Below are 18,427 nucleotides of genomic sequence, written 5' to 3'. Positions count from 1 at the left end.
CCTTTCAGCGAGAATCAGACGTTCGGCACGCTGCACCCGCACCCGACGGTGCACGTGAATCCGCCGGCCGCCCCGCCCTTCCAGCAGATGCATTTCTTGTCCATCTTCAGCGTCCCCGGCTGGCAAGCCGCCTGCGCCTTGCAGTCCTCTCGGGCGGCCTTGCACGCCTCGGCGATGGTCGCGCCGTCCGCTTGACCTTGGGTCAACTCGATCGGCTCCGGACCGGGCGGTACGGGCTCGTCGCCCACCGCGATGCGCATCACGCCGTCTCCGACTCCACCGTGGGCGAGCTGAAACGCCGTGATCGCCGTTTGGGTGAGCGGACCGAGCGCGCCGTCGACCGAGAGCAACGGCAGGCCGAGCAGCGCGATACTGCGGTTGATCAATTTCTGGACATCCTGCACGTCCTCCGGCAGATTCTGGCCACCCGCGCCAACGGACCGAAAAACCATCACCGCACCTCCCTCTGAATTTTCGGAAACGGTGCCCAATCGGTCGACCGCAATCGCGACCCTATTGATGCGACAGGCGTCTATCACGAGTAGCGCGCTACTCGAATGCCCCTCGGCTGACCCTCGGTCCCAGCCGCATCGAACGCAGCCGCGGACCGCATTCCACCGGCTTTCGCGGAGTGGCATCCCTGATCGAGGACGGACATGCATGCGGAAAAGGGCTCTGAACAGACGAAAGCCGCCGCCTGCTTCCAGGCGGCGGCTTTCGGCTGCGGGGCTGGGTTCAGCGAATGCGCATGAACTTCATCGCCTTCATGGCCTTCAACAGGAAGTCGGCGTGCTGGGCAGCGGTGCGGCCGAACGCGGGGTCGAATCCGACCCCGTGCTGTGCCGAGATATTTTGCTGTTCAACATATTTCATCAGACCGGTGGTGCCGTGGCGACGGCCGAGCCCGGATTGCTTCATGCCGCCCATCGGTGCGTCCTGAGCGGCGTAGGCGGCGGCGTAACCCTCGTTGATATTCACCGTGCCCGCCTGAATCCGGGCCGCAACGGTGCGAGCCCGCTTGACATCCTTGCTGAAAACGGCCGCGTTCAAACCGTATTCGGTGTCGTTGGCCAGCTCGACCGCCTCGTCCTCGGAATCGAACGGCGCGACCGACACCACGGGGCCGAACGTCTCCTCGCGATACAGCTTGGCGGAGGGCGGCACATCGGTGAGCACGGTGGGCTCGTAGAAGTACGGACCGACATCGGGCCTGGCCTTGCCGCCCGCGACCACCTGCGCGCCCGCCGCGACCGCGTCCGCCACGTGCGTCCGGACGCGGTCGAGCTGCTCGACTGAGGTCAGTGAACCCACACCGTCGGTGAATTCCATTGCCGCGCCGAGCGGTAGCGCGCGCACCTTGGCGCCGAAGGCGTCGACGAACCGCGGGTAGACCTCCCTGTCGACGTAAATGCGCTCGATGGACACACACAGCTGCCCGGCATTGGCGAAGCAGCCGCGCACGGCGGCGGTGACGGTGGCGTCGATATCGGCGTCGCGCAGCACCAGCATGGGGTTCTTGCCGCCGAGTTCGAGGGAGCAGCCGGTGAGAGTGGCGGCGGCCCGTGTCGCGATGGCCTTGCCCGCCGCGGTGGATCCGGTGAAGCAGACGAAGTCGGCGTTGTCGATGAGGGTGTCGCCGATATCGGCCGGGTCGCCGATGACCACCTGCCACAGGTCGGCGGGAAGTCCCGCCTCGATGAGCAGCATTCGCGGCCACAGGCTGGACAGCGCCGTCTGGGTATCCGGCTTGTGCACCACGGCGTTTCCCGCCAGCCGCGCGGGGATCACGTCCATGGTGAGCGAGAGCGGATAGTTCCACGGCGTGATCGTCGTGACCACGCCTTTCGGGTGGTATCCCTCGCGGGTCTGGGTCAGCAGCGGCAAGGCGCCCGCGCGTCGTTTGGGGGACAGCAACCGCGGCGCGCGCCGTGCGAAGTAGAGGGTCGATCCGACGCCGTCCATCAACTCCTCGAGCGCGTGCATGCGGGACTTGCCGGTCTCCAACTGGACGATGTCCAGTCCTTCCGACTGCCGATCCAGCATGATGTCGTGCAGCTTCAGGAACAGCGCCGCCCGCCGCTGCACGGGCACGCGCGCCCATTCGCGCTGCGCGGCCCTGGCCCGGTCGAACGCCGCCTCGACGTCGGCGGGCGTGCTCTGCGGCAAGGTCGCCAGGATCCGGCCGTCGAGCGGGGAGGTGGTGGTCACCGTTGCCGCGGTGCCGGTGACGCCGCGGGTGAGCCGGTCGATCGAGGCGCTCGCCAGGGCCTTCTCGCCAAGGGGCTGCGCGGCCGTCGCGGTCGATGTTTCGGTCATGAGGAACTCCTTTTCGGCGTTCATCAGCGTTACGCGGGTATGCCGGGCCTCGCCATATGCTCGGGCATCTCGTTCGAGTGGATCGGCTGTGCCGCGGCACAATCCGGAGGTGGCGAGGCCGCGCGGGGCTCGCGGGACGGGGTGCGGCCCGATTGATCAGTTTTGAAGAAGCCGCCGCGCGCGTCCGGTTCCTAGCATTGACAGTGTCGTCATCGAGTCCGTGAGGAAGGAACCCACAATGAGCAAGGCGCAGAAGTCCGGTACGGAGACCGTCGCGAAGGGTGCTGCTTCGGTGGGGTTCACCGAGGAGGAGCGGGCCGCGATGAAGGAGCACGCGCAGGAGTTGAAGACGGCCGCGCGCCGCGGTTCCCGGGCTACCAAGGCAGACGGGGAGCACGATGTGCTGGCGAAGATCGCCGAGATGGAGGATTTCGATCGTGCGATGGCCGAGCGGGTTCATGCCATCGTGACGGCCAATGCGCCGGAGTTGACGCCGAAGCTGTGGTACGGAATGCCCGCGTACGCCAAGGACGGCGCCATCGTGTGCTTCTTCCAGCCCGCGAAGAAGTTCAAGGCGCGGTACGCGACGCTCGGCTTCAACGACCCGGCGAAGCTGGACGAGGGCGGCATGTGGGCGACCGCGTTCGCGCTGAGCGAGCTGTCCGCCGAGGTGGAAGCGCGGATCGGCGAGCTGGTGAAGAAGGCGGTGAGCTGAGGCCCGGCGGCTCAGAGGTCGTCCACCACGCGACCTGCCGCCGGGACGTGCCCGCGACGAACGGGCTGGGAGCGTTATCCGGCGGAATTCGTTTCCGCCTCCGCCAATTGCGCGAGGCGTTCGAGGGAAGCGGACAGTTTCTCGCCGGTGGTGGCGCGGGCCCGAACCTGACGCTTCTCGTCGGTCAGCTTCGTCCAGTCGTAGGTGTGCGTCACCAGCGTCCGGCCCTCCTGCGCGGGCGCAAGCTCCCAGCGCCACAGGTGACCGGGCGGCTCCTTGCCGTGCTCCGACGGGTGCCAGGCGATGCGCTCGCCTTCGACGAACTCGACGACGTGGTTGTCGCGCACGGCGCCGTTGGTGAGGGTCATGGCGAACACGTCGCCCGCTGCGCGCACCCGCTGGCCCGCGGGGGCCTCGGCGAGGTTGTCGTTGCCGTCCCAGCGAGGCTGCTGCGCGGGGTCGGCGATGAGTTCGAAGATGTCGGCCGAATCCGCGGCGATCTCCCGGCTGGCGCTGACGATACGAGTTTCATCGATCTTCTCGGTCACGGGCTGAATCGAATCATCCGTCGCTCGCGCCCACAACCTTCGGGCGGAATCTTGTGCAACTCAACGTCGCTCAGCCGACCCGAGCGAACGGTGGCGGTCAGGTAGGTGTGGTCGGGTTGGCGGCGTTTGTCGGTGGGGGAGCCGGGGTTGAGCAGGCGGAGGCCGGTGGGGGTGACGCTGTCCCACGGGATGTGGCTGTGGCCGAAGACGAGGACGTCGGTGTCGGGGAAGGCGCGGGCGCAGCGGGCGTCGCGGCCCGCGGCCGGGCCGGTCTCGTGCACGACGGCGAGGCGAAGGCCGTCGAGGTCGGCGCGGGCCGTCTCGGGTAGGCGCGCCCGCAGCGCGGGTCCATCGTTGTTGCCGTAGACACCGATGAGTCGCTTACTGCGCGCCTCGAGCCGATCCAGCAGCGCCACCTCGACCCAGTCGCCCGCGTGCACGACGACGTCGGCGGCGTCCACCTCGCGCCAGACCGGCTCCGGGAGGTCGCGCGCGCGTTTCGGAATGTGGGTGTCGGAGATGATGAGCAACCGCACGATGTCCGGTGTACCACCGCGTCGCGGCGAATGCGGGACCCGCTCCGAAGCGGCCGATGGGATTCGGGCTGCCGATCCGCGCATGAGCGGACCCCGAAACTGCCACAATCGAAGTCTGATGACCGAGCAGCAGGATTCGGGCGAGGACAAGGATCCGCCACCGACGGGGTGGATCACGTTCGATCACGCCTACGGCCCCGCGGCGCCGGGGTATCCACAGCAGCCCTACGGCGGGCCGTATGGAGCCCCGGCAGAGGGCGCGATCAGAAGGTTCTTCAAGCGATTGTTCCGGACGAAGTAGCGACGGTTCGGCGATGGCGGAACAGGGCGCCGGGTGGGCGAGCTTCATTCACGACCAGCTCGAGCGCGAGTACTCCCGCCGCGACACACTCAACACGCGGGCCGCGTCCGCCGTCACCAGCGCGACCGGGCTCGTCACGCTCGTGCTCGCGGTGGTGGCGGTGTTGAAGGGCAAGGACTTCACGCTCACCGGTACCGCGCTCGTCGCGCTCTACGTCGCGATGCTCGCCCTGCTCGGGTCGGCGGTGCTGGCCGTCCTCGCGGGGGTCAGCTGGCGCTATCGCGTTACTTCCCTCGATTCCATGCGCGCGATGCTGACCGAGCATTGGCGCGACGCCGAAGTGGACGCCCGCTACGTGGCGGCGTACTGCAATCTGGAGTCGATCGCCTCGCTGCGGGCCGGGACGTCGCTGAAGGCCTACCTGCTGATGGGCGCAGCCGGAATGCAGGTGGTCTCGATCCTCGCGATGGCTACCAGCGCGCTCGTTCTCGTGGCCTGACCCTCGCAATCACCTGCACGCCGTGCAGAACTCGGCGACTGCGCGGCAATCACCTTGGTGTCGTGAAGAATTCGGCGACAACGCTCAGGTGAGCGTGTCGACGACGTAAGCGGCGGCCCCGGCGAGCAGAGCCTGGTCATAGGGGGCGTCCACGGTGGCCTTGCTCGACATCAGCGCGATGACGAGCGGGGCGGAGCCAGGCGGCCACACGATGCCGATGTCGTTCAGTGTGCCGTAGTCGCCGGTGCCGGTCTTGTTGGCCACCGTCCAACCCTGCGGCACCCCGGCCCGGGTACGTTGTGCGCCAGCGACGCTGCGCTCGAGGAGGTCGCGGAGGAAGGCGCGCTTGTCGGCGGGCAGGGCGTCGCCCAGCACGAGCCGCTGGTAGTCGGTGCCGAGGGCGCGGGGCGAGGTGGTGTCGCGTGGGTCGCCCGGTGTGGCTTCCGTGATCGCGGGTTCGATGCGATCCATCCGTGTGACGGTGTCGCCGAGACTTCGCACGTACGCCGTCAGTTCGGCGGGGCCGCCGAGGTCGCGGAGCAGCAGATTGCCCGCGGTCCCGTCGCTGAAACGGATTGCCGCGTCGCACAAGTCGCGGATGGTCATGCCCGTCTCGAGGTGCCGCGGGGTGACGGCGGCGTTCTTCAGTAGGTCGGCCTCGGTGTAGGAGACGACGGTGTCCAAGTGCGACAGCGGATTACGGTGCAGCACCGCCGCCGCGGCCAGCCCTTTGAACGTCGAGCAGAACGCGAAGCGTTCGTCCGCCCGGTGGGCGACGGTCGCGCCGGTGCCCGTCGCGAGGGCGTAGACACCGAGGCGGGCGTCGAACTGGCGTTCCAACTCGATGAGGCGCTCGTGATGGGCTTCCGCCGGGGTGGCCGGAGCCGCGGTAGGCGGCGGTGCCGGTTCCGTGGCGCAGCCCGCCAGCGGCAATAGCGCGGCCGCGGCAAGGAGCGTGCGGCGGGTGAGTACCGGTCGTGACAAGGTCACTGTTTTCCTTCCCCTGGTGCCCGACGACCGCGGCGTCGGACGGCGACGCGCGCATGATCATCCTGTGGTCCCATGAATACCGGAACCCCCCGCACAGCGCACGCTCTCCCCGGTGCGCATTGGGCTTGTCACCCGGAATATCGCCGGTTCATCAGGGGCAACAGCGTTTCAGTACGAGAGTCTCAGAGGACAGGCCGATTCCGCGTCCCGTAGATCCCCCACTCGTCGCCGCGCAGGTATGCGAGATGCTGGGCGTCGGCGCGGGCGGACAGCGCGGCGGCGACCTCGGCGGCGGCATTGCGGCGCAGCTTCAGCTGGACACCGAGACATCCCGCCACGATTGCGAAGCCGATGACGGCGCCATCGAGTTCGGCGTCGAACAGGTTGCCGATTCCGATGAGCAAGCCGAATGCCGCGACGGCCCAAGCCCACGCGCCCGGGTGCCGCCGCATCGACTCCCGCACCCTGCCGTATGCCTGCTTCGTTTTGTCGGGGTTCTGGAAACACCAGACGACGAGGTAGAAAGGCCACAGGAACGGGGCCAACAGCAACAGGACGATGATCTTCATGGTCCTCCTCTCACTGCACCGGATGAGGACTACCCAGATAATCGAGACCCAGTCCACGCGGTGTTACCCGCCGCGACGTGCCAGCAGCTAGCGGGCCGGTTTTTGCCCCGCAGGCGGAGACCGTGTCCGGTCACGCAGGCGCGTCTGCACCCTGACGCGCTGCCGACACCGCTCACCGCAGGCGGCGCAGGGCGCGTTCGGCGGCGTTGGCGCCGCACATGCCGTGCGCGCCAGGACCGGGCGGGGTGGCGGCCGAGCAGAGGTAGTGGCCCCGGATGCCGATGTCATAGGGCCACAGGGTTTTTCGCGGTCCGAAGACGAGCTGGGGGATGTCCTTGGCTCCGGTCATGATGTTGCCGCCGACGTAGTTGGGGTTGTACTCGGCGAATTCTGTCGTGGTGCGCACGGCGGCGCCGACGACGCGGTCGCGGAAGCCGGGCGCGAATCGTTCGATCTGGTCCATGATCGCGGCCGTGGCGTCGCCGGTGTAGCCGTGCGGGACGTGCGCGTAGGCCCAGATCGGGTGGATATCGCCGACCGAGCGCTGCGGGTCGGCCAGGTACTGCTGCCCGACCAGCACGAACGGCCGCTCAGGCATCCGCCCGACGTGGATGTCGCGCTCGGTCGCGGCGATCTCCGTGTAGCTGCCGCCGAGGTGCACGGTGCCCGCGCGGCGGGCGGCTTCGGCGGTCCACGGGATACCGCCCTGGACGGCGAAGTCGACCTTGAAGGCGCCGGGGCCGTAGCGAAAACGCCGGAACGCCTTGCCGATTCGCACGGGCAGCCGGTCGCCCATGATGTCGGCGACGGCCGTGGGCGCCACGTCCCACAGGACGACCTTCGCCGGCGGCAGGTCCGTCGCGGTCCGCACCGGCGTCCCGGTCTCGATCTTGCCGCCGAGATCGCCGAGCAGCGCCGCCATCGCGTCGGTGATGCGCTGCGATCCGCCCGCGGCGACGGCCCACCCGTAGGCGTGGCCCGCGGTGAGGATGCCGAGGCCGATGCTGGCGCTGAGCGGCCGGTTCAGCGGGTGGAATGCGTGCGCGGCGACGCCGCCGAACAGACCGCGCGCCTGCGGGGTGCGGAAGGCCTCCGCGAGCAGGTCGGCCGAGGCGAGTGCGGGAATCCCGAAGCGCGCCAAGCTCAATGGATGGCGCGGCACCCGCAGCAGCGGCCGCATGATGTCCGGGCTCATGCGGTCGTAGCGGGCGGTGGGGCGTTCGAACAGCAGCCGCCAGGCCCGGCTGTCGGCGCCGAGGCCCGCGGCCGTGTCGGCGACGGATCGGTGCAGCACACCGGCGCTGCCGTCGTCGAGCGGGTGGACGCAGTCGATCTCCGGCCACGCCCACGTCAGCCCGTAGCGGGCGAGGTCGAGCGCCCGCAGGAACGGAGAGCCGACGGCCATCGGATGGATGGCCGAGCACTGGTCGTGCAGCAGACCGGGGACGATCGCTTCGCGGGTCCGTGCGCCGCCGCCGATCTCGTCGGCGGCCTCCAGCACGGTGACCTCGAGTCCCGCCCTGGCCAGGACGATCGCCGCCGCGAGGCCGTTGGGGCCGCCGCCAACCACCAGTGCTGTGCTCATATCGCTCTCCGTTCCGTTGGTCGCGGATCAGCCGACGCGCTGCGGCTCGGGTTCGGGCGCGGGCCCGACGGGCAGCGTCGGCGCCTCGTATCCGGCGCGCCGCCAGGTCACTTCGTGCGGGATCGGACCGTCGGGCAGCCATGGCTGTGTCTGCACGGCATCGCGCACCCGCCACTCGCCGCGCTCGACGACGCCGAGCGCCGCGTCGATGACCTGGTACCGCTGGGTGCCGCGGTGGATCGGCTGGGACTCCACCCACACGATGATCCACTCACCGGGGGCGAAGCCGACACGGGATTGCACCGCCGCGATCAAATCGGTGCCGTGCAGGTGCCCGTCGCCGAAGTTGAAGCCGATCAGCGAGTTGCAGCCGAACTCGGCCTCGCGCACCGTCCACCGATCCAGCTCGGGAATGTGCTTGTACAGCAGCGAGAACAGGCCGCGGCCCTGACTGTGCATGGACCGCCACGCGATGGTCTGCTGCATGGTGATCTCGGCGATCGCCTTCGGGTAGCCCATGGCCTGCAACTGGTCGATCTGGTTCTCGGCAGGCCGGTGCGGCAGCGTGTTCAGCTTCTCCTCGGCGCCGGGTGCGAACGCCCACAGCGCCGAGGCCCAGTTGCCCGCGTACTGCCGCATCGACGGCAGGAACGACACCAGATCAGGGCGCAGGTTGCCGAGGACCGGGAAGAACACCAGCGCTGCGGTGATCCCGATGGCCAGCCACGGCGAGGACATGTCGGTGACCGCATAGCCGTCGGCCGCGGGGAAGCCGAGGAACAGGAACACCGTCAGGTAAGCAAAGAGGACGTTCCACTCCAGCGGAACAGCCAGCGGGAAGGTGGAGATGATGAAGCAGTGGAACACCACCATCATCACCACGCCGGCCAGGGTCAGCCAGTATTTGGTCGAGAACAGCAGCACCAGCGGCGTGATGATCTCCACCGTGGTCCCGCCGACGTGGGCGAGGAACGAGGCGACCTTGGACGGGCGTAGATCGCGCGGGAAGTCGCGGTACTGCTGCCGCTTGATCCACCGGAAAGGGACGGCGGGGCTGTTGGACACCATCGGCGGAACCACATTCGAGAAGTGGCTGCCGAACTTGGATACGCCGGCACCGATCCAGACGACGCAGATCAGCAGCTTGGCCGCGATGATCATGTCGACGAAGGGCAGCGCCGCGAAGAAGACCAGGGCGGGCAGGTACTGCTCACCGCGCGCGGCGAGGAAGATCGTCTTGTCCCGCAGCCCGCACAGCAGGTAGAGCGCGATCGGCGCGATCAGCAGCGCCGGATTCACCAACCCAGAGGTGTGGCCAGGTAGCGACGCGCTCGGGACGCCCGGCAGCACGATCGCCATCAGCAGCGTGCCGAGGAACGCCAGGTAGAGGACGACGTCGAGCAGCGTGCGGGTATCGCCGTTGGTGAACGGCACCCGCCGCCACGGCCGCAGGCGAATCGTGCCTGGCCGCGCCCAGAACAGGATTCCGCCGGTCATCGGCTTGAACTTGCCCGCGAGCGGACCCCAGGAACCGGCCAGGCCGATGGCCTCGAGCAGGACGGTCCACAGCACCAGCTTCTGATAGACGATCGGCTCGTTCCACCAGTCGGCCACGTCCCAGACCGGGCCGACGCCGGAGGTCCAGGTCGCCAGCGCCGTGCCACCCAGGACGTAGAGCATGAGGAGTTTGACGAGGTAGATGGTGTGGATCATTCTCGGGCTGCCGAAGCCGTAATTCACCCAGTGCAGCGCCAGGGCGTGCATGCGTTCCCGCAATGGTTTGCCGAGAAATGTATCCACGTCGACGGGCGGGAAATCTCCCGTTTTGAACCCCATGGTTACGAGCCTTTCTTGCTGTCGTTTTTCGGGTGCACGACATCGACGTCCGTGAGCGCGCGGCTGGGACGGCGGACTGTGCCTTCGTGGATTTATCGCCGAATTCGGACGATGCTCAGGCCTGCATCGTGCGTAATTTTCTTTTGTCGATCTTGCCCACCGGATTGCGTGGCAGCTCTTCCGTGAGATGAATGGCGACCGGGATTTTTACCCTGGCCAGTGAGATGCCGCAATGCTCGAGCAAGTGCGAGGCGGTGACCGTGGTCCCCGGCATGGCGACCACGTGCGCGACCGGCACCTCGCCGAGCACCTCGTGCGGCGCGCCGACCACGGCAGCCTCGAGCACGTCCGGGTGGGCGTGCAGGACGTTCTCGATCTCCTTGGGGTAGATGTTCTCCCCGCCGCGGATGATCATGTCCTTGATGCGGTCGACCAGCACCAGGTAGCCGTTCTGGTCGAAGTAGCCGACATCGCCGCTGTGCAGCCAGCCGTCGACGATGGTCTGCGCGGTCGCCTGCGGGCGGCCGAGGTACCCGCGCATCACGTTCGGGCCCTTGATCACTACCTCGCCGGGCTCGCCCGGGTCGGCGAGGATGCCGTTGGCCTGCATGATCGCGATCGTCTGACCGGGCAGCGGCACCCCGACCGTGCCCGGCTTGCGCGGCCCGTCCGGCGGGTTCACCGTCGACGCGCATGTCCCCTCGGAGAGGCCGTAGCCCTCGACGATCGGGACGCCGAAACGCGATTCGAACCGCGCGATGAGCTCGGCGGGCATCGGCGCCGCGCCGCACACGACCCGACGCAGTGACGAGGTGTCCGGTGTCCGCTCGGGGGATTGGGTCACCAGCATGGCGTAGATGGCAGGCACCGCGGAGAAGTACGTCGGCCGGACGCGTTCGACCACGTCGAAGAAGGTCGACGCGGAGAACCGCCCCGCGATGGTGGCCCTGCCCCCGGCCAGCAGCGGCGACAGCACGCTCACCACGATCCCGTTGACGTGGAACAACGGCAGGATCAGCAGGCTGTGATCGGTCTCGTCCAGGCCGAGCGTCTCGATGAGCATGGCGCACATGGCGGCGATGTTCGAGTGATCGAGCACCACGCCCTTCGGCTGTCCCGTGGTGCCGCTGGTGTAGATGATCAGCGCGGTCGCGTCGTCCTCGGTGACGACCGCGGGCACCGGCCCGGTGGCCGTCGCGGCGCGGCCCGCCACATCGGCCACATCCAGCGACCCGATTCCGCGGCCGCCTTCGGTGATCACGACTTTCGCGGCGCAATCCGAAATCTGATAGTGCAGTTCATCGAAAGTCGAATCCGGTTTGACCGGAGTGACCGCGGCGCCGAGATGCCAGGCGGCGAAAAGGATGATCACCAATTCCAGTCGGTTCGGCAAAACCACCGCGACCACATCACCGCGCCGCACACCGTGCGCATGCAGAATTGCCGCGGCGATCTGGACGCGGCGTGCGAAAGTCGCGTTGTCGAGTTCTTCGTGATCGTCCGCGAGGCAGGGGCCGGTCGGATTCCGGAGCGCCCGGACGCGGGGTGTCTCGGCTATGTGCTGCGCCATTTCCTCACCATCGAATGCGTATGGTATGTGACGGGGATTACAAAACCCACGGTAGGGAAATAGCCGAGACAGGGCTACGGGCCGGTATCCCAGAGTTTTCGCGGTGCGTTGTGCCAGTGGCACAAAGAGTGTCCGCAAGCGCCCGTCCGGACCGCTGACCTGGAGTATCGTCCGGGCCAATGAGCGAGCGCAGTGAGGGAATCATGGCCGGGCGTGCGACAGCCGTGCCGGGGCCTGCCTGCGAGGCGCGGGCATGAACGACGAGGTCGAGTCGACCGTCCGCGAGGTGGCCGAACACATCAAAGCCGATCTTCCTCGGCTGCTCGCGGACATGACCTCGATGTTCGCCGAGATGATTCCGGAGTTCCGGCACGACGACGAGGTGCGGAGGTTGATGGTGGCCAGCACGGCCTCGAACCTCGCCGCGATCCTCGATCTGCTGACGCTGGGTATCTCGCTCGACGATGTCACCGTGCCGCCCGCCGCCGCGGAGTACGCCCGCCGGTTCGCCCAGCACGGAATGTCGCTCGAGGCATTGCTGCGCGCATATCGCCTGGGGGAGCACATGTTCGCGCAGACGGCGATGACCGTGTTGCGGACGCTCGAACCCTCGGCCGAGCTGGCCCTGGCGACGACCAGCCGGATCGCGCTGCTGATCAACCGCTACATCGACCGGGTCGTCGAGGGCCTCATCGATATCTACGAGAACGAACGCCGCCGCTGGCACGCGCGCACGGACGCGACGCGCGCGGCACAGGTCAGGGCCGTTCTCGAGGGGGAGGGGCTGGACCTGCCTTCGGCGGAACAGATGCTCGGCACCTCGCTGCGCGGCTGGCACCTCGCCGCGATCATCTGGACACCGCCCGGCTCCCCGGCCTCCGACGACCTGCTGCGCACCGGCGCGCGCATGCTCGGCAACGCGACCGGCAAGGAACCGATGACGATCCTCGTCGACGAACACAACTGCTGGGCGTGGATCTCCTCGACGGGCAGACCCTCGCTCGACGTGTCAGCGCTCGAATCCGAGCTGCGCAAGCAACCGCCGCTACGGATGGCGGTCGGCGATCGCGGGTCCGGGCTCGCCGGGTTCCGGCAGACGTTCCGCGACGCGCAAGGCGCGCGCGGCGTGGCGGTGGCCGCCGCCAAAGTCCGTCAGCTGACGCTGTATTCGCGAGTCGCCGTTGCGGGTCTGCTGATGGACCGCCTGCCGGACGTGCGGGCTTGGGCGCATCGGGTGCTCGGCGACCTGATGCGCGACGACGAGTCGACGGCCCGGCTGCGCGAGACCGCCCAGGTGTACCTGGACGCGCGCGGCAGCCTCACCGACGCGGCCGCCCGCATGCACGTCCACAAGAACACCGTGCACTACCGGGTGCGCAAAGCCGAAGAGCTGCTCGGTCATTCGCTCGGCACCAACCGCCTCGATGTCGAGATCGCGCTGATGGTGTGCGATCGGTTCGGTGTCACCACACCGGCTTCCGGCCGTTCGGACACAGCGGAATGACCGTCCTGCGTCCCGGCCCCTCGCGTCACCCCGCGATTCGGCGGTTGGCTCCGCGCAGCGGGTTCGCCACGGGCGATTTGATCGCCGGGAGGGTGACCGACATGCGAACCCGCGTGCCCTGTCCGTTGTGGTCGATCTCCAGTTCCTCGGTGAGCGCGCGCATCATATCGATGCCCCGGCCGCGGTGGCCGGGATCGGCGGAGCGCGGCTTCCAGGTACCGGTGTCGGTGACCTCGATGACGACCCGTTCGGTGTCGCATTCCGCGCTCACCCGGACGCGTTCGGTCGCGACCGCGCCATTGCGGTAGGCGTGCTCGATGCTGTTGCTGCACGCCTCGTTCGCCGCGGCCACCAGGTCGGAGGCGAGATCGTGCGGCACGGCCGCGGCCGCGAACCAGGCCTTGAGCCTGCGGCGCATGCCGGAGAGCTCGTCGGCGTCGGCGGGCACGTCCATGTGCAGCGGCGCGGGCGGCTGCCGGTAGACCACCATCGCGACGTCGTCGTCGTAGCCCGCGGCGGGGCGCAGCCGGGAGAGCACCGCGTCGGCCACCTCGCGCGGTAGTTTGCCCGCGGTGTCGGCGAGCACGGTCGCGATCTTGGCGAAACCGTCGTCGATGTCGACCCCGCGCTGTTCGACGAGACCGTCGGTGAACAGCACCAGCGTCGAGCCGGGCGTCAGCGCGGTGGTGGCCTCGGGCCTGCGCGGCATCTCGAAGGTGGCCAGCGGCACCGAGCGCCCGCCCTCCAGCAGCCTGCCCGGCGTGCCGACGTCGGCGAGGATCGGCGGCATGTGGCCCGCGCTGCTGTAGCGGACCAGTCCGCGCACCGGGTCGAGCACCGCGGCGCACACCGTGGTGCACATGGCGCCGGGTATGCGGCCTGCCACCGTGTCGAGCTCGGCGAGCAACTGCGCGGGGCCCGCCCCGCGCAACAGCAAAGCCCTTCCCGCCGTGCGCAATTGGCCCATCACCACGGCCGCGGACAGACCGCGGCCGACGCAGTCGCCGACCACGATGCCGATGGTGCCGTCGCGCAACGGCACCACGTCGTACCAGTCGCCGCCGATCTCCAGCGGCGGCAGCGCCGGTTCGTAGTGCACCGAGAACCGCGGTGGCAGCTCGATGGGGCCGAGCATGGCCCGCTGCAAGGTGAGCGAGGTGGCGCGGGCCTGATCGAAGTTGCGCGCCCGCTGCACCGCCAGGCTGAGGTGCCCGATCAGCAGCGAGAACAGCGTCCAGTCCGCGGCGCTGATCGCGCGCGGCGCGGCGAAGCGCAACCACAGTGCGGCGTCACCGGTTTCGCCGAGCGGAGCGACGATGCCCTCGGAGCTTTCCGCGCCCTCCGGGATCGCGAACAGGCTGCGCGGCGGTCTGCGCCGGGCGCGCTCGAGCAAAGCTCGCGCCGGTTTGTCGAGCGCCACGGGGTCGGTCTCGATGCCCGCGGCCGAATCGCCAGGCCGCTCGACGGACCCCGAGACGTACACCTCCGGGTCGGCATTGCGGCTCGGCCACACCGTGACGACCGCGGACTCCGCGCCGACGGTGCGCCGCAATTCGTCCAGACCCACCGCGAGCACCTCGACCACGCTGGTCGCCGCGCCCACCGCGGTCGCCAGCCGGGACGCGGCCTGGTCGCGGGCCTGCGCGTCGTGCTCGGCGGTCACGTCGCGGATGGTGCCGACGTAGATCAGCTCGTTGTTCTCCGGTTTCACCAGCGCGCTGGTGCTCACCGCAAGCCAGAGCTGACGCCCGTCGCGGTGCCGGATCGGCAGCACAAAGCGCAGCGCCTCGGTGCCCAGATCCGGGTAGCGCGGTCCGGCGGGCAGCGACCACGGATGCGGCACGGGATACGGCACGTCCGCGGGACCGTAGCCGGTGAGCGCGCCGAAGGCGGAGTTCACCTCGACGATGGTGCCGCGCGCATCGGCGACGAAGAACCCGTCCTGCAGCGATTCGACCAGCGCGGTGCGGAAGGCGTCGCGGCCTGCGAGATCGTCGGCGCGCGAACGCTGTTGCTCGTAGCGGCGGGTGCCGTCGAGATAGCCGCGGGTGGCGATGTCGAGCGCGGCGAGGGTCTGTAAGAGGAATTCGAGTGCGGTCTCGGCGATCCGCGGCGCGCCCTCGGACGCGTGCTCGGCCTGTTCGGCCTCGGTGGCCAGGCGGAAGTGGTTCTCGGTGAGGTCGAGCAGGCTGATGCTCTCGACGAGGGCTCGCCTGCCCAGTTCGTAGCCCTCGGACAGGCTGTCCTGACCGGGCGAGGCCAGGTGGCGTCGCAGGGCGTCGGCGTAGGCGTCCAGGAATTCGGCGAGCACGGTGCTCATCGGCGACCGCCACTACATGCGTTCATGCCTCCACCTCGCTGGCGCTCATGACACCCCGTTCGCGGTCCCGCCGCGGTGCCGGGCGGCCAGCACCAGGGCGTCGTCGGTGTCCTTGGCGTGCCGGGCCAGGATGTCGGCGGTGATCTCGGCGGTGGACCTGGAAAGGTCGATGCCCTCGGCGGCTTCGGTGACGATGCCGTCGGTGGTCATCAGCAGCAGATCGCCCGCGCGCACCTGCACGGTCTGCGGTTGCAGGTTCTGCGGTAGCCGATATCCCACGATGCCTCCGGTCAGCAGTACCGCAGCGCGCACGGTCAGTCCGGCGGGGCTCGCGGTGAGCACCCGGGAATCGACATTGCCGACGCCGAGCCAGCGGACGGTGTCCTTGACGTCGAACAGCGCCAGCGACACCGCGGCGCCGCGGGTGTCGGCCATGGCCCGATGACACAGCACCATCAGCACATCCAAAGGCTCGGAGCGGTTCTCGGCCAGCACCTGGGCGGCCCGGTCGGCCGCATCCGCCGCGGCGGCGCCGTGGCCGAGCCCGTCGAGCACCGCGAACAGCACCGCGCCGCCGCCCGCGTCGAGGACGACGCAGCGGTCGCCGGAGATGTGCTGCCCCGGTAACGCGCGACCGGCCACCGCCCACTCGATTCGGCCGATGAACCCGTCTTCATGCACCGTTGGGTACCCACTTCCACATTTCCACCAACGTGCCGCGGCCGGGTGCGGAGTCGATCGTGAGCCGATCCATCAACCGTCGCGCGCCGGGCAGTCCGAGCCCGAGTCCGCGACCCGTCGAATAGCCGTCCTCCAGTGCGCGGGGGATGTCGCGAATGCCGGGCCCTTGGTCGCTGGCCTGGACCACGAGCGCCTGGCGGCCCTCGCGATCGCCGACCAGCAGGCGAATTTCGCCAGTGCCCGCGTAACTGGTGATGTTGCGGGCGATTTCGGAGATGGCCGTCGAGATCATGGTGCAGTCGGTCAGGGAAAAGCCGAGCTTGGCTGCCAATTCCCGTCCGGCTTGTCGTGCTGTCACGATGTCCGCGGACAGCTTGACCGCGATCACCACGTTCTCAGCGGCCACTGTCACGACCGTCTCGCTGGCGGCGTACGGAAGATTTTCGATCCAGCCATGCCAGTCCTTCTTCGAGGTCGAGGGCGGTGTGCATGTCCTCGAAGGTCAGTCCGAGCTGCACCATGGCGAACGCGACCTCGGGTTGAAGTCCGACGATGACGGTCTCCGCCCCGCGCAACTGGGTCATGTGCGCGATGGTGCGCAGCGATCTCGCGGCGAAGGAATCCATCACGTCGATCGCCGTCACGTCGACGATGATGCCGTGCGCCCGGTATCTGCTCACCTGTTTCATCAGGTCGTCCTGCAGGCGCTCGGTATCGGCGTCGGTCAATGCGGACTGGACCGACGCGATGAGATAGGTGCCTTGCTTGAGAATGGGAACCGGCATCGCGGGCGCTCGATCAGCGTCCGTCGCGTTCGGCCGCCCGATCGGTCACGCGGGTCACCTCGTAACCGAGTAGGCGTTCGGCTTCCTCGATGCCGCCCTGGAGGTCGCCGACGGCGTTCATCTTCGACAGGTCGAGGCCGATGGTGACCAGGGTGAGCGCGATTTCCGAGGACAGGCCGGTGATGATCACGCTGGCGCCCATCAGGCCGGAGGCGTCGACGGTTTGGACCAGGTGGTTGGCGACGGTGGAGTCGATGGTGGGGACGCCGGTGATGTCGATGACGACGACCTTGGCGCGGTTGTGGCGGATGGCGCGGAGCAGCTGTTCGGTGAGCTGGCGGGCGCGTTGGCTGTCGAGCACGCCGATGATGGGCAGGATCAGCAGCTGTTCGCGGACCTGGAGCACGGGGGTGGACAGCTCGCGGATGGCTTCCTGCTGCTGGCGGATGACGCGTTCGCGTTCCTGCACGAACGAGATGGCCACGGTGCTCGCGATGCGGTTGGCGGCCGGTTCGTAGGCGTCGAGGGCGTGGTTCAGCAGCTCGAAGTTGGACTGGTACTTCTCGAACAGCGAGCGGGCCAGCACATCTCGCAGCAGGAGCACGATGCCGAGCACCTCGTCGGTCTCGACTCCTCTCGGGATGATGCGTTCGGACAGGTCGCGCGCGTAGGCCTGCAGCGCTTCGACGCTACCGGTCTCCAGCACCTCGACGTAGTTGTCGTAGATGGAGGTGGCCTCGGAGAAGATCTCCTCCGGGGTCATGGCGGTGAGCAGCTGGGCGTCGGTGATGCGGCGCGCCCACTCCTCGCGCAGCGCGGTGCGGTTCTGGCGCAGGTGCTCGACCAGCTGCGGCAGCAGGTTGTCGACCGGTCCCGCGGCCAGCGAGTCCGCCGAAAGGCTCATGGACACCTCGGACATGGAAATTCCAGCCCCTTTCGACGGGTAGGTCGGTGATTCGTCGTGCGCTCGGCCGTGGCCGAGTCCGAGCCTAGTCATACCCCATCCCGATTGGCGCTGAAACCTATGGGTAGCTCGCGCACAATTCATGTGGGCGTCACGAATCCGCGCTCCAGCGCGAGCAGGGCCTGGTCCAGGTAGACGGTGAGATCGGCGTCCGCCCGGCGCAACCAGGCGTCGAAGGCGGCGCGGGCCGCCGCGAGTGTGGTGCGGCCGACGGCCATCGGGATGAGCCCGTCCTCGGGTTCGCCGAGCCGTCGCCCGGCGAAGGCGCTCACCGCGCGCTCCCAGGCGTCGTAGTGCGCGCCCGCCGTGGCCGAGAGCGCGGGCACGGTGGCCACCAACCACATGCGCCTGCGTAACTCCGGCACGTCCTCGGCGCGATAGCGGTTGGCGTTGACCACGACTCGGCGCACGGCGGTCATCATCGGCACGTCGTCGGGCACCGTCGCGAAGTCCGCGCGCAGCGCGGCCACCTCGTCGTCGAACTGGTGCCAGAGCACCTCGGCCTTGGTGGGGAAGTAGCGGAAGAAGGTGCGCCCGCTGATGCCCGCGGCGGCGGCGATCTGGTCGACGGTGGTGTCGTCGAAGCCCTGTTCGGTGAACAGGCGCATGGCGATGACTTCGAGCTCGCGCTTGGTGGTGCCGCGGGGTCGGCCCCGGGTGGTCCGCGTGGTCACGTAGTCATTATGGACGGCGTCCGGTCGAATTTTG

Annotated in this window: 19 protein-coding genes; 4 read left to right on the top strand and 15 right to left on the bottom strand. The window is 68.6% G+C overall.

What is annotated here, in order from left to right; genetic code table 11:
• Positions 1–14 precede the first annotated feature (14 nt).
• Positions 15–452 (bottom strand): peptidoglycan-binding domain-containing protein, encoded by a 438-nt coding sequence (locus tag AB0H50_RS29765; protein WP_357459034.1) that lies wholly within the window; start codon positions 450–452, stop codon positions 15–17.
• A gap of 283 nt (positions 453–735) precedes the next feature.
• The gene (locus AB0H50_RS29760) at positions 736–2,316 is read right to left on the bottom strand and encodes a succinic semialdehyde dehydrogenase (RefSeq protein WP_357459032.1); all 1,581 of its coding nucleotides are present in this window, start codon (positions 2,314–2,316) and stop codon (positions 736–738) included.
• A 238-nt stretch (positions 2,317–2,554) separates the two neighbouring features.
• Here AB0H50_RS29760 and AB0H50_RS29755 point away from each other — a divergent pair, with 238 nt between their 5' ends.
• Complete coding sequence (locus AB0H50_RS29755) at positions 2,555–3,031, top strand: DUF1801 domain-containing protein (RefSeq protein WP_357459030.1); 477 nt, start codon at positions 2,555–2,557, stop codon at positions 3,029–3,031.
• Positions 3,032–3,105: 74 nt separating this feature from the next.
• On the opposite strand, the gene AB0H50_RS29750 is transcribed toward AB0H50_RS29755, so the two are convergent.
• Both AB0H50_RS29750 and AB0H50_RS29745 read right to left on the bottom strand, forming a co-directional pair.
• Positions 3,106–3,588, bottom strand: coding sequence for an SRPBCC family protein (locus AB0H50_RS29750; protein ID WP_357459377.1), 483 nt, complete (start codon positions 3,586–3,588; stop codon positions 3,106–3,108).
• Positions 3,576–4,115 carry a metallophosphoesterase gene (locus AB0H50_RS29745; RefSeq protein WP_357459028.1) on the bottom strand — a complete coding sequence of 180 codons (540 nt, stop codon included), beginning with the start codon at positions 4,113–4,115 and terminating at the stop codon, positions 3,576–3,578. Before AB0H50_RS29745 ends, AB0H50_RS29750 begins: the two co-directional genes overlap by 13 nt.
• A gap of 118 nt (positions 4,116–4,233) precedes the next feature.
• On the opposite strand from AB0H50_RS29745, the gene AB0H50_RS29740 reads away from it, so the two are divergent.
• Positions 4,234–4,416, top strand: coding sequence for a hypothetical protein (locus AB0H50_RS29740; protein ID WP_357459026.1), 183 nt, complete (start codon positions 4,234–4,236; stop codon positions 4,414–4,416).
• 13 nt (positions 4,417–4,429) lie between these two features.
• Positions 4,430–4,915 carry a hypothetical protein gene (locus AB0H50_RS29735; RefSeq protein ID WP_357459024.1) on the top strand — a complete coding sequence of 162 codons (486 nt, stop codon included), beginning with the start codon at positions 4,430–4,432 and terminating at the stop codon, positions 4,913–4,915.
• 84 nt (positions 4,916–4,999) lie between these two features.
• On the opposite strand, the gene bla is transcribed toward AB0H50_RS29735, so the two are convergent.
• From bla to AB0H50_RS29710, 5 genes are all read right to left on the bottom strand, one after another.
• Positions 5,000–5,899 carry a class A beta-lactamase gene (bla, locus tag AB0H50_RS29730; RefSeq protein WP_357459375.1) on the bottom strand — a complete coding sequence of 300 codons (900 nt, stop codon included), beginning with the start codon at positions 5,897–5,899 and terminating at the stop codon, positions 5,000–5,002.
• A gap of 188 nt (positions 5,900–6,087) precedes the next feature.
• On the bottom strand, positions 6,088–6,474 hold the full coding sequence (locus tag AB0H50_RS29725) for a hypothetical protein (protein WP_357459021.1): 387 nt from the start codon (positions 6,472–6,474) through the stop codon (positions 6,088–6,090).
• 172 nt (positions 6,475–6,646) lie between these two features.
• On the bottom strand, positions 6,647–8,059 hold the full coding sequence (locus tag AB0H50_RS29720) for an NAD(P)/FAD-dependent oxidoreductase (protein WP_357459019.1): 1,413 nt from the start codon (positions 8,057–8,059) through the stop codon (positions 6,647–6,649).
• A gap of 27 nt (positions 8,060–8,086) precedes the next feature.
• Positions 8,087–9,895, bottom strand: a complete 1,809-nt coding sequence (locus AB0H50_RS29715; protein WP_357459016.1) for a DUF3556 domain-containing protein — start codon at positions 9,893–9,895, stop codon at positions 8,087–8,089.
• Positions 9,896–10,010: 115 nt separating this feature from the next.
• Entirely contained in the window at positions 10,011–11,465 is a 1,455-nt protein-coding gene (locus AB0H50_RS29710) for an AMP-binding protein (RefSeq protein ID WP_357459013.1), read from the bottom strand.
• Between the two features lie 253 nt (positions 11,466–11,718).
• Here AB0H50_RS29710 and AB0H50_RS29705 point away from each other — a divergent pair, with 253 nt between their 5' ends.
• Positions 11,719–12,969 carry a helix-turn-helix domain-containing protein gene (locus AB0H50_RS29705; RefSeq protein ID WP_357459011.1) on the top strand — a complete coding sequence of 417 codons (1,251 nt, stop codon included), beginning with the start codon at positions 11,719–11,721 and terminating at the stop codon, positions 12,967–12,969.
• A 25-nt stretch (positions 12,970–12,994) separates the two neighbouring features.
• Here the strand turns inward: AB0H50_RS29705 and AB0H50_RS29700 are convergent, their stop codons facing one another.
• The 6 genes from AB0H50_RS29700 to mftR form a co-directional block, all read right to left on the bottom strand.
• Positions 12,995–15,289 (bottom strand): SpoIIE family protein phosphatase, encoded by a 2,295-nt coding sequence (locus tag AB0H50_RS29700; protein ID WP_357459010.1) that lies wholly within the window; start codon positions 15,287–15,289, stop codon positions 12,995–12,997.
• 45 nt (positions 15,290–15,334) lie between these two features.
• Positions 15,335–15,970 (bottom strand): SpoIIE family protein phosphatase, encoded by a 636-nt coding sequence (locus tag AB0H50_RS29695; protein ID WP_357459008.1) that lies wholly within the window; start codon positions 15,968–15,970, stop codon positions 15,335–15,337.
• Complete coding sequence (locus tag AB0H50_RS29690) at positions 15,963–16,376, bottom strand: ATP-binding protein (RefSeq protein WP_357410992.1); 414 nt, start codon at positions 16,374–16,376, stop codon at positions 15,963–15,965. Before AB0H50_RS29690 ends, AB0H50_RS29695 begins: the two co-directional genes overlap by 8 nt.
• Positions 16,366–16,755, bottom strand: a complete 390-nt coding sequence (locus tag AB0H50_RS29685; protein ID WP_067781095.1) for an STAS domain-containing protein — start codon at positions 16,753–16,755, stop codon at positions 16,366–16,368. The genes AB0H50_RS29690 and AB0H50_RS29685 overlap by 11 nt, the downstream gene beginning before the upstream one ends.
• 13 nt (positions 16,756–16,768) lie before the next feature.
• On the bottom strand, positions 16,769–17,674 hold the full coding sequence (locus AB0H50_RS29680; RefSeq protein ID WP_357459005.1) for an STAS domain-containing protein: 906 nt from the start codon (positions 17,672–17,674) through the stop codon (positions 16,769–16,771).
• Positions 17,675–17,799: 125 nt separating this feature from the next.
• The gene (gene mftR, locus AB0H50_RS29675) at positions 17,800–18,393 is read right to left on the bottom strand and encodes a mycofactocin system transcriptional regulator (protein WP_357459004.1); all 594 of its coding nucleotides are present in this window, start codon (positions 18,391–18,393) and stop codon (positions 17,800–17,802) included.
• Positions 18,394–18,427 lie beyond the last annotated feature (34 nt).

Origin of the sequence: Nocardia sp. NPDC050793 (assembly GCF_040654065.1) — a bacterium.
GTDB lineage: Bacteria > Actinomycetota > Actinomycetes > Mycobacteriales > Mycobacteriaceae > Nocardia.
Note: the sequence above shows the minus strand (reverse complement) of the source record. Positions and strands in the feature narration are given on the sequence as shown.

Coding starts and splice junctions, on each gene's coding strand:
- AB0H50_RS29765 (WP_357459034.1), bottom strand. CDS start 452: ATGGTTTTTCGGTCCGTTGGCGCGGGTGGCCAGAATCTGCCGGAGGAC.
- AB0H50_RS29760 (WP_357459032.1), bottom strand. CDS start 2,316: ATGACCGAAACATCGACCGCGACGGCCGCGCAGCCCCTTGGCGAGAAG.
- AB0H50_RS29755 (WP_357459030.1), top strand. CDS start 2,555: ATGAGCAAGGCGCAGAAGTCCGGTACGGAGACCGTCGCGAAGGGTGCT.
- AB0H50_RS29740 (WP_357459026.1), top strand. CDS start 4,234: ATGACCGAGCAGCAGGATTCGGGCGAGGACAAGGATCCGCCACCGACG.
- AB0H50_RS29735 (WP_357459024.1), top strand. CDS start 4,430: ATGGCGGAACAGGGCGCCGGGTGGGCGAGCTTCATTCACGACCAGCTC.
- AB0H50_RS29725 (WP_357459021.1), bottom strand. CDS start 6,474: ATGAAGATCATCGTCCTGTTGCTGTTGGCCCCGTTCCTGTGGCCTTTC.
- AB0H50_RS29720 (WP_357459019.1), bottom strand. CDS start 8,059: ATGAGCACAGCACTGGTGGTTGGCGGCGGCCCCAACGGCCTCGCGGCG.
- AB0H50_RS29715 (WP_357459016.1), bottom strand. CDS start 9,895: ATGGGGTTCAAAACGGGAGATTTCCCGCCCGTCGACGTGGATACATTT.
- AB0H50_RS29710 (WP_357459013.1), bottom strand. CDS start 11,465: ATGGCGCAGCACATAGCCGAGACACCCCGCGTCCGGGCGCTCCGGAAT.
- AB0H50_RS29705 (WP_357459011.1), top strand. CDS start 11,719: ATGAACGACGAGGTCGAGTCGACCGTCCGCGAGGTGGCCGAACACATC.
- AB0H50_RS29700 (WP_357459010.1), bottom strand. CDS start 15,289: ATGAGCACCGTGCTCGCCGAATTCCTGGACGCCTACGCCGACGCCCTG.
- AB0H50_RS29685 (WP_067781095.1), bottom strand. CDS start 16,755: ATGCCGGTTCCCATTCTCAAGCAAGGCACCTATCTCATCGCGTCGGTC.
- AB0H50_RS29680 (WP_357459005.1), bottom strand. CDS start 17,674: ATGTCCGAGGTGTCCATGAGCCTTTCGGCGGACTCGCTGGCCGCGGGA.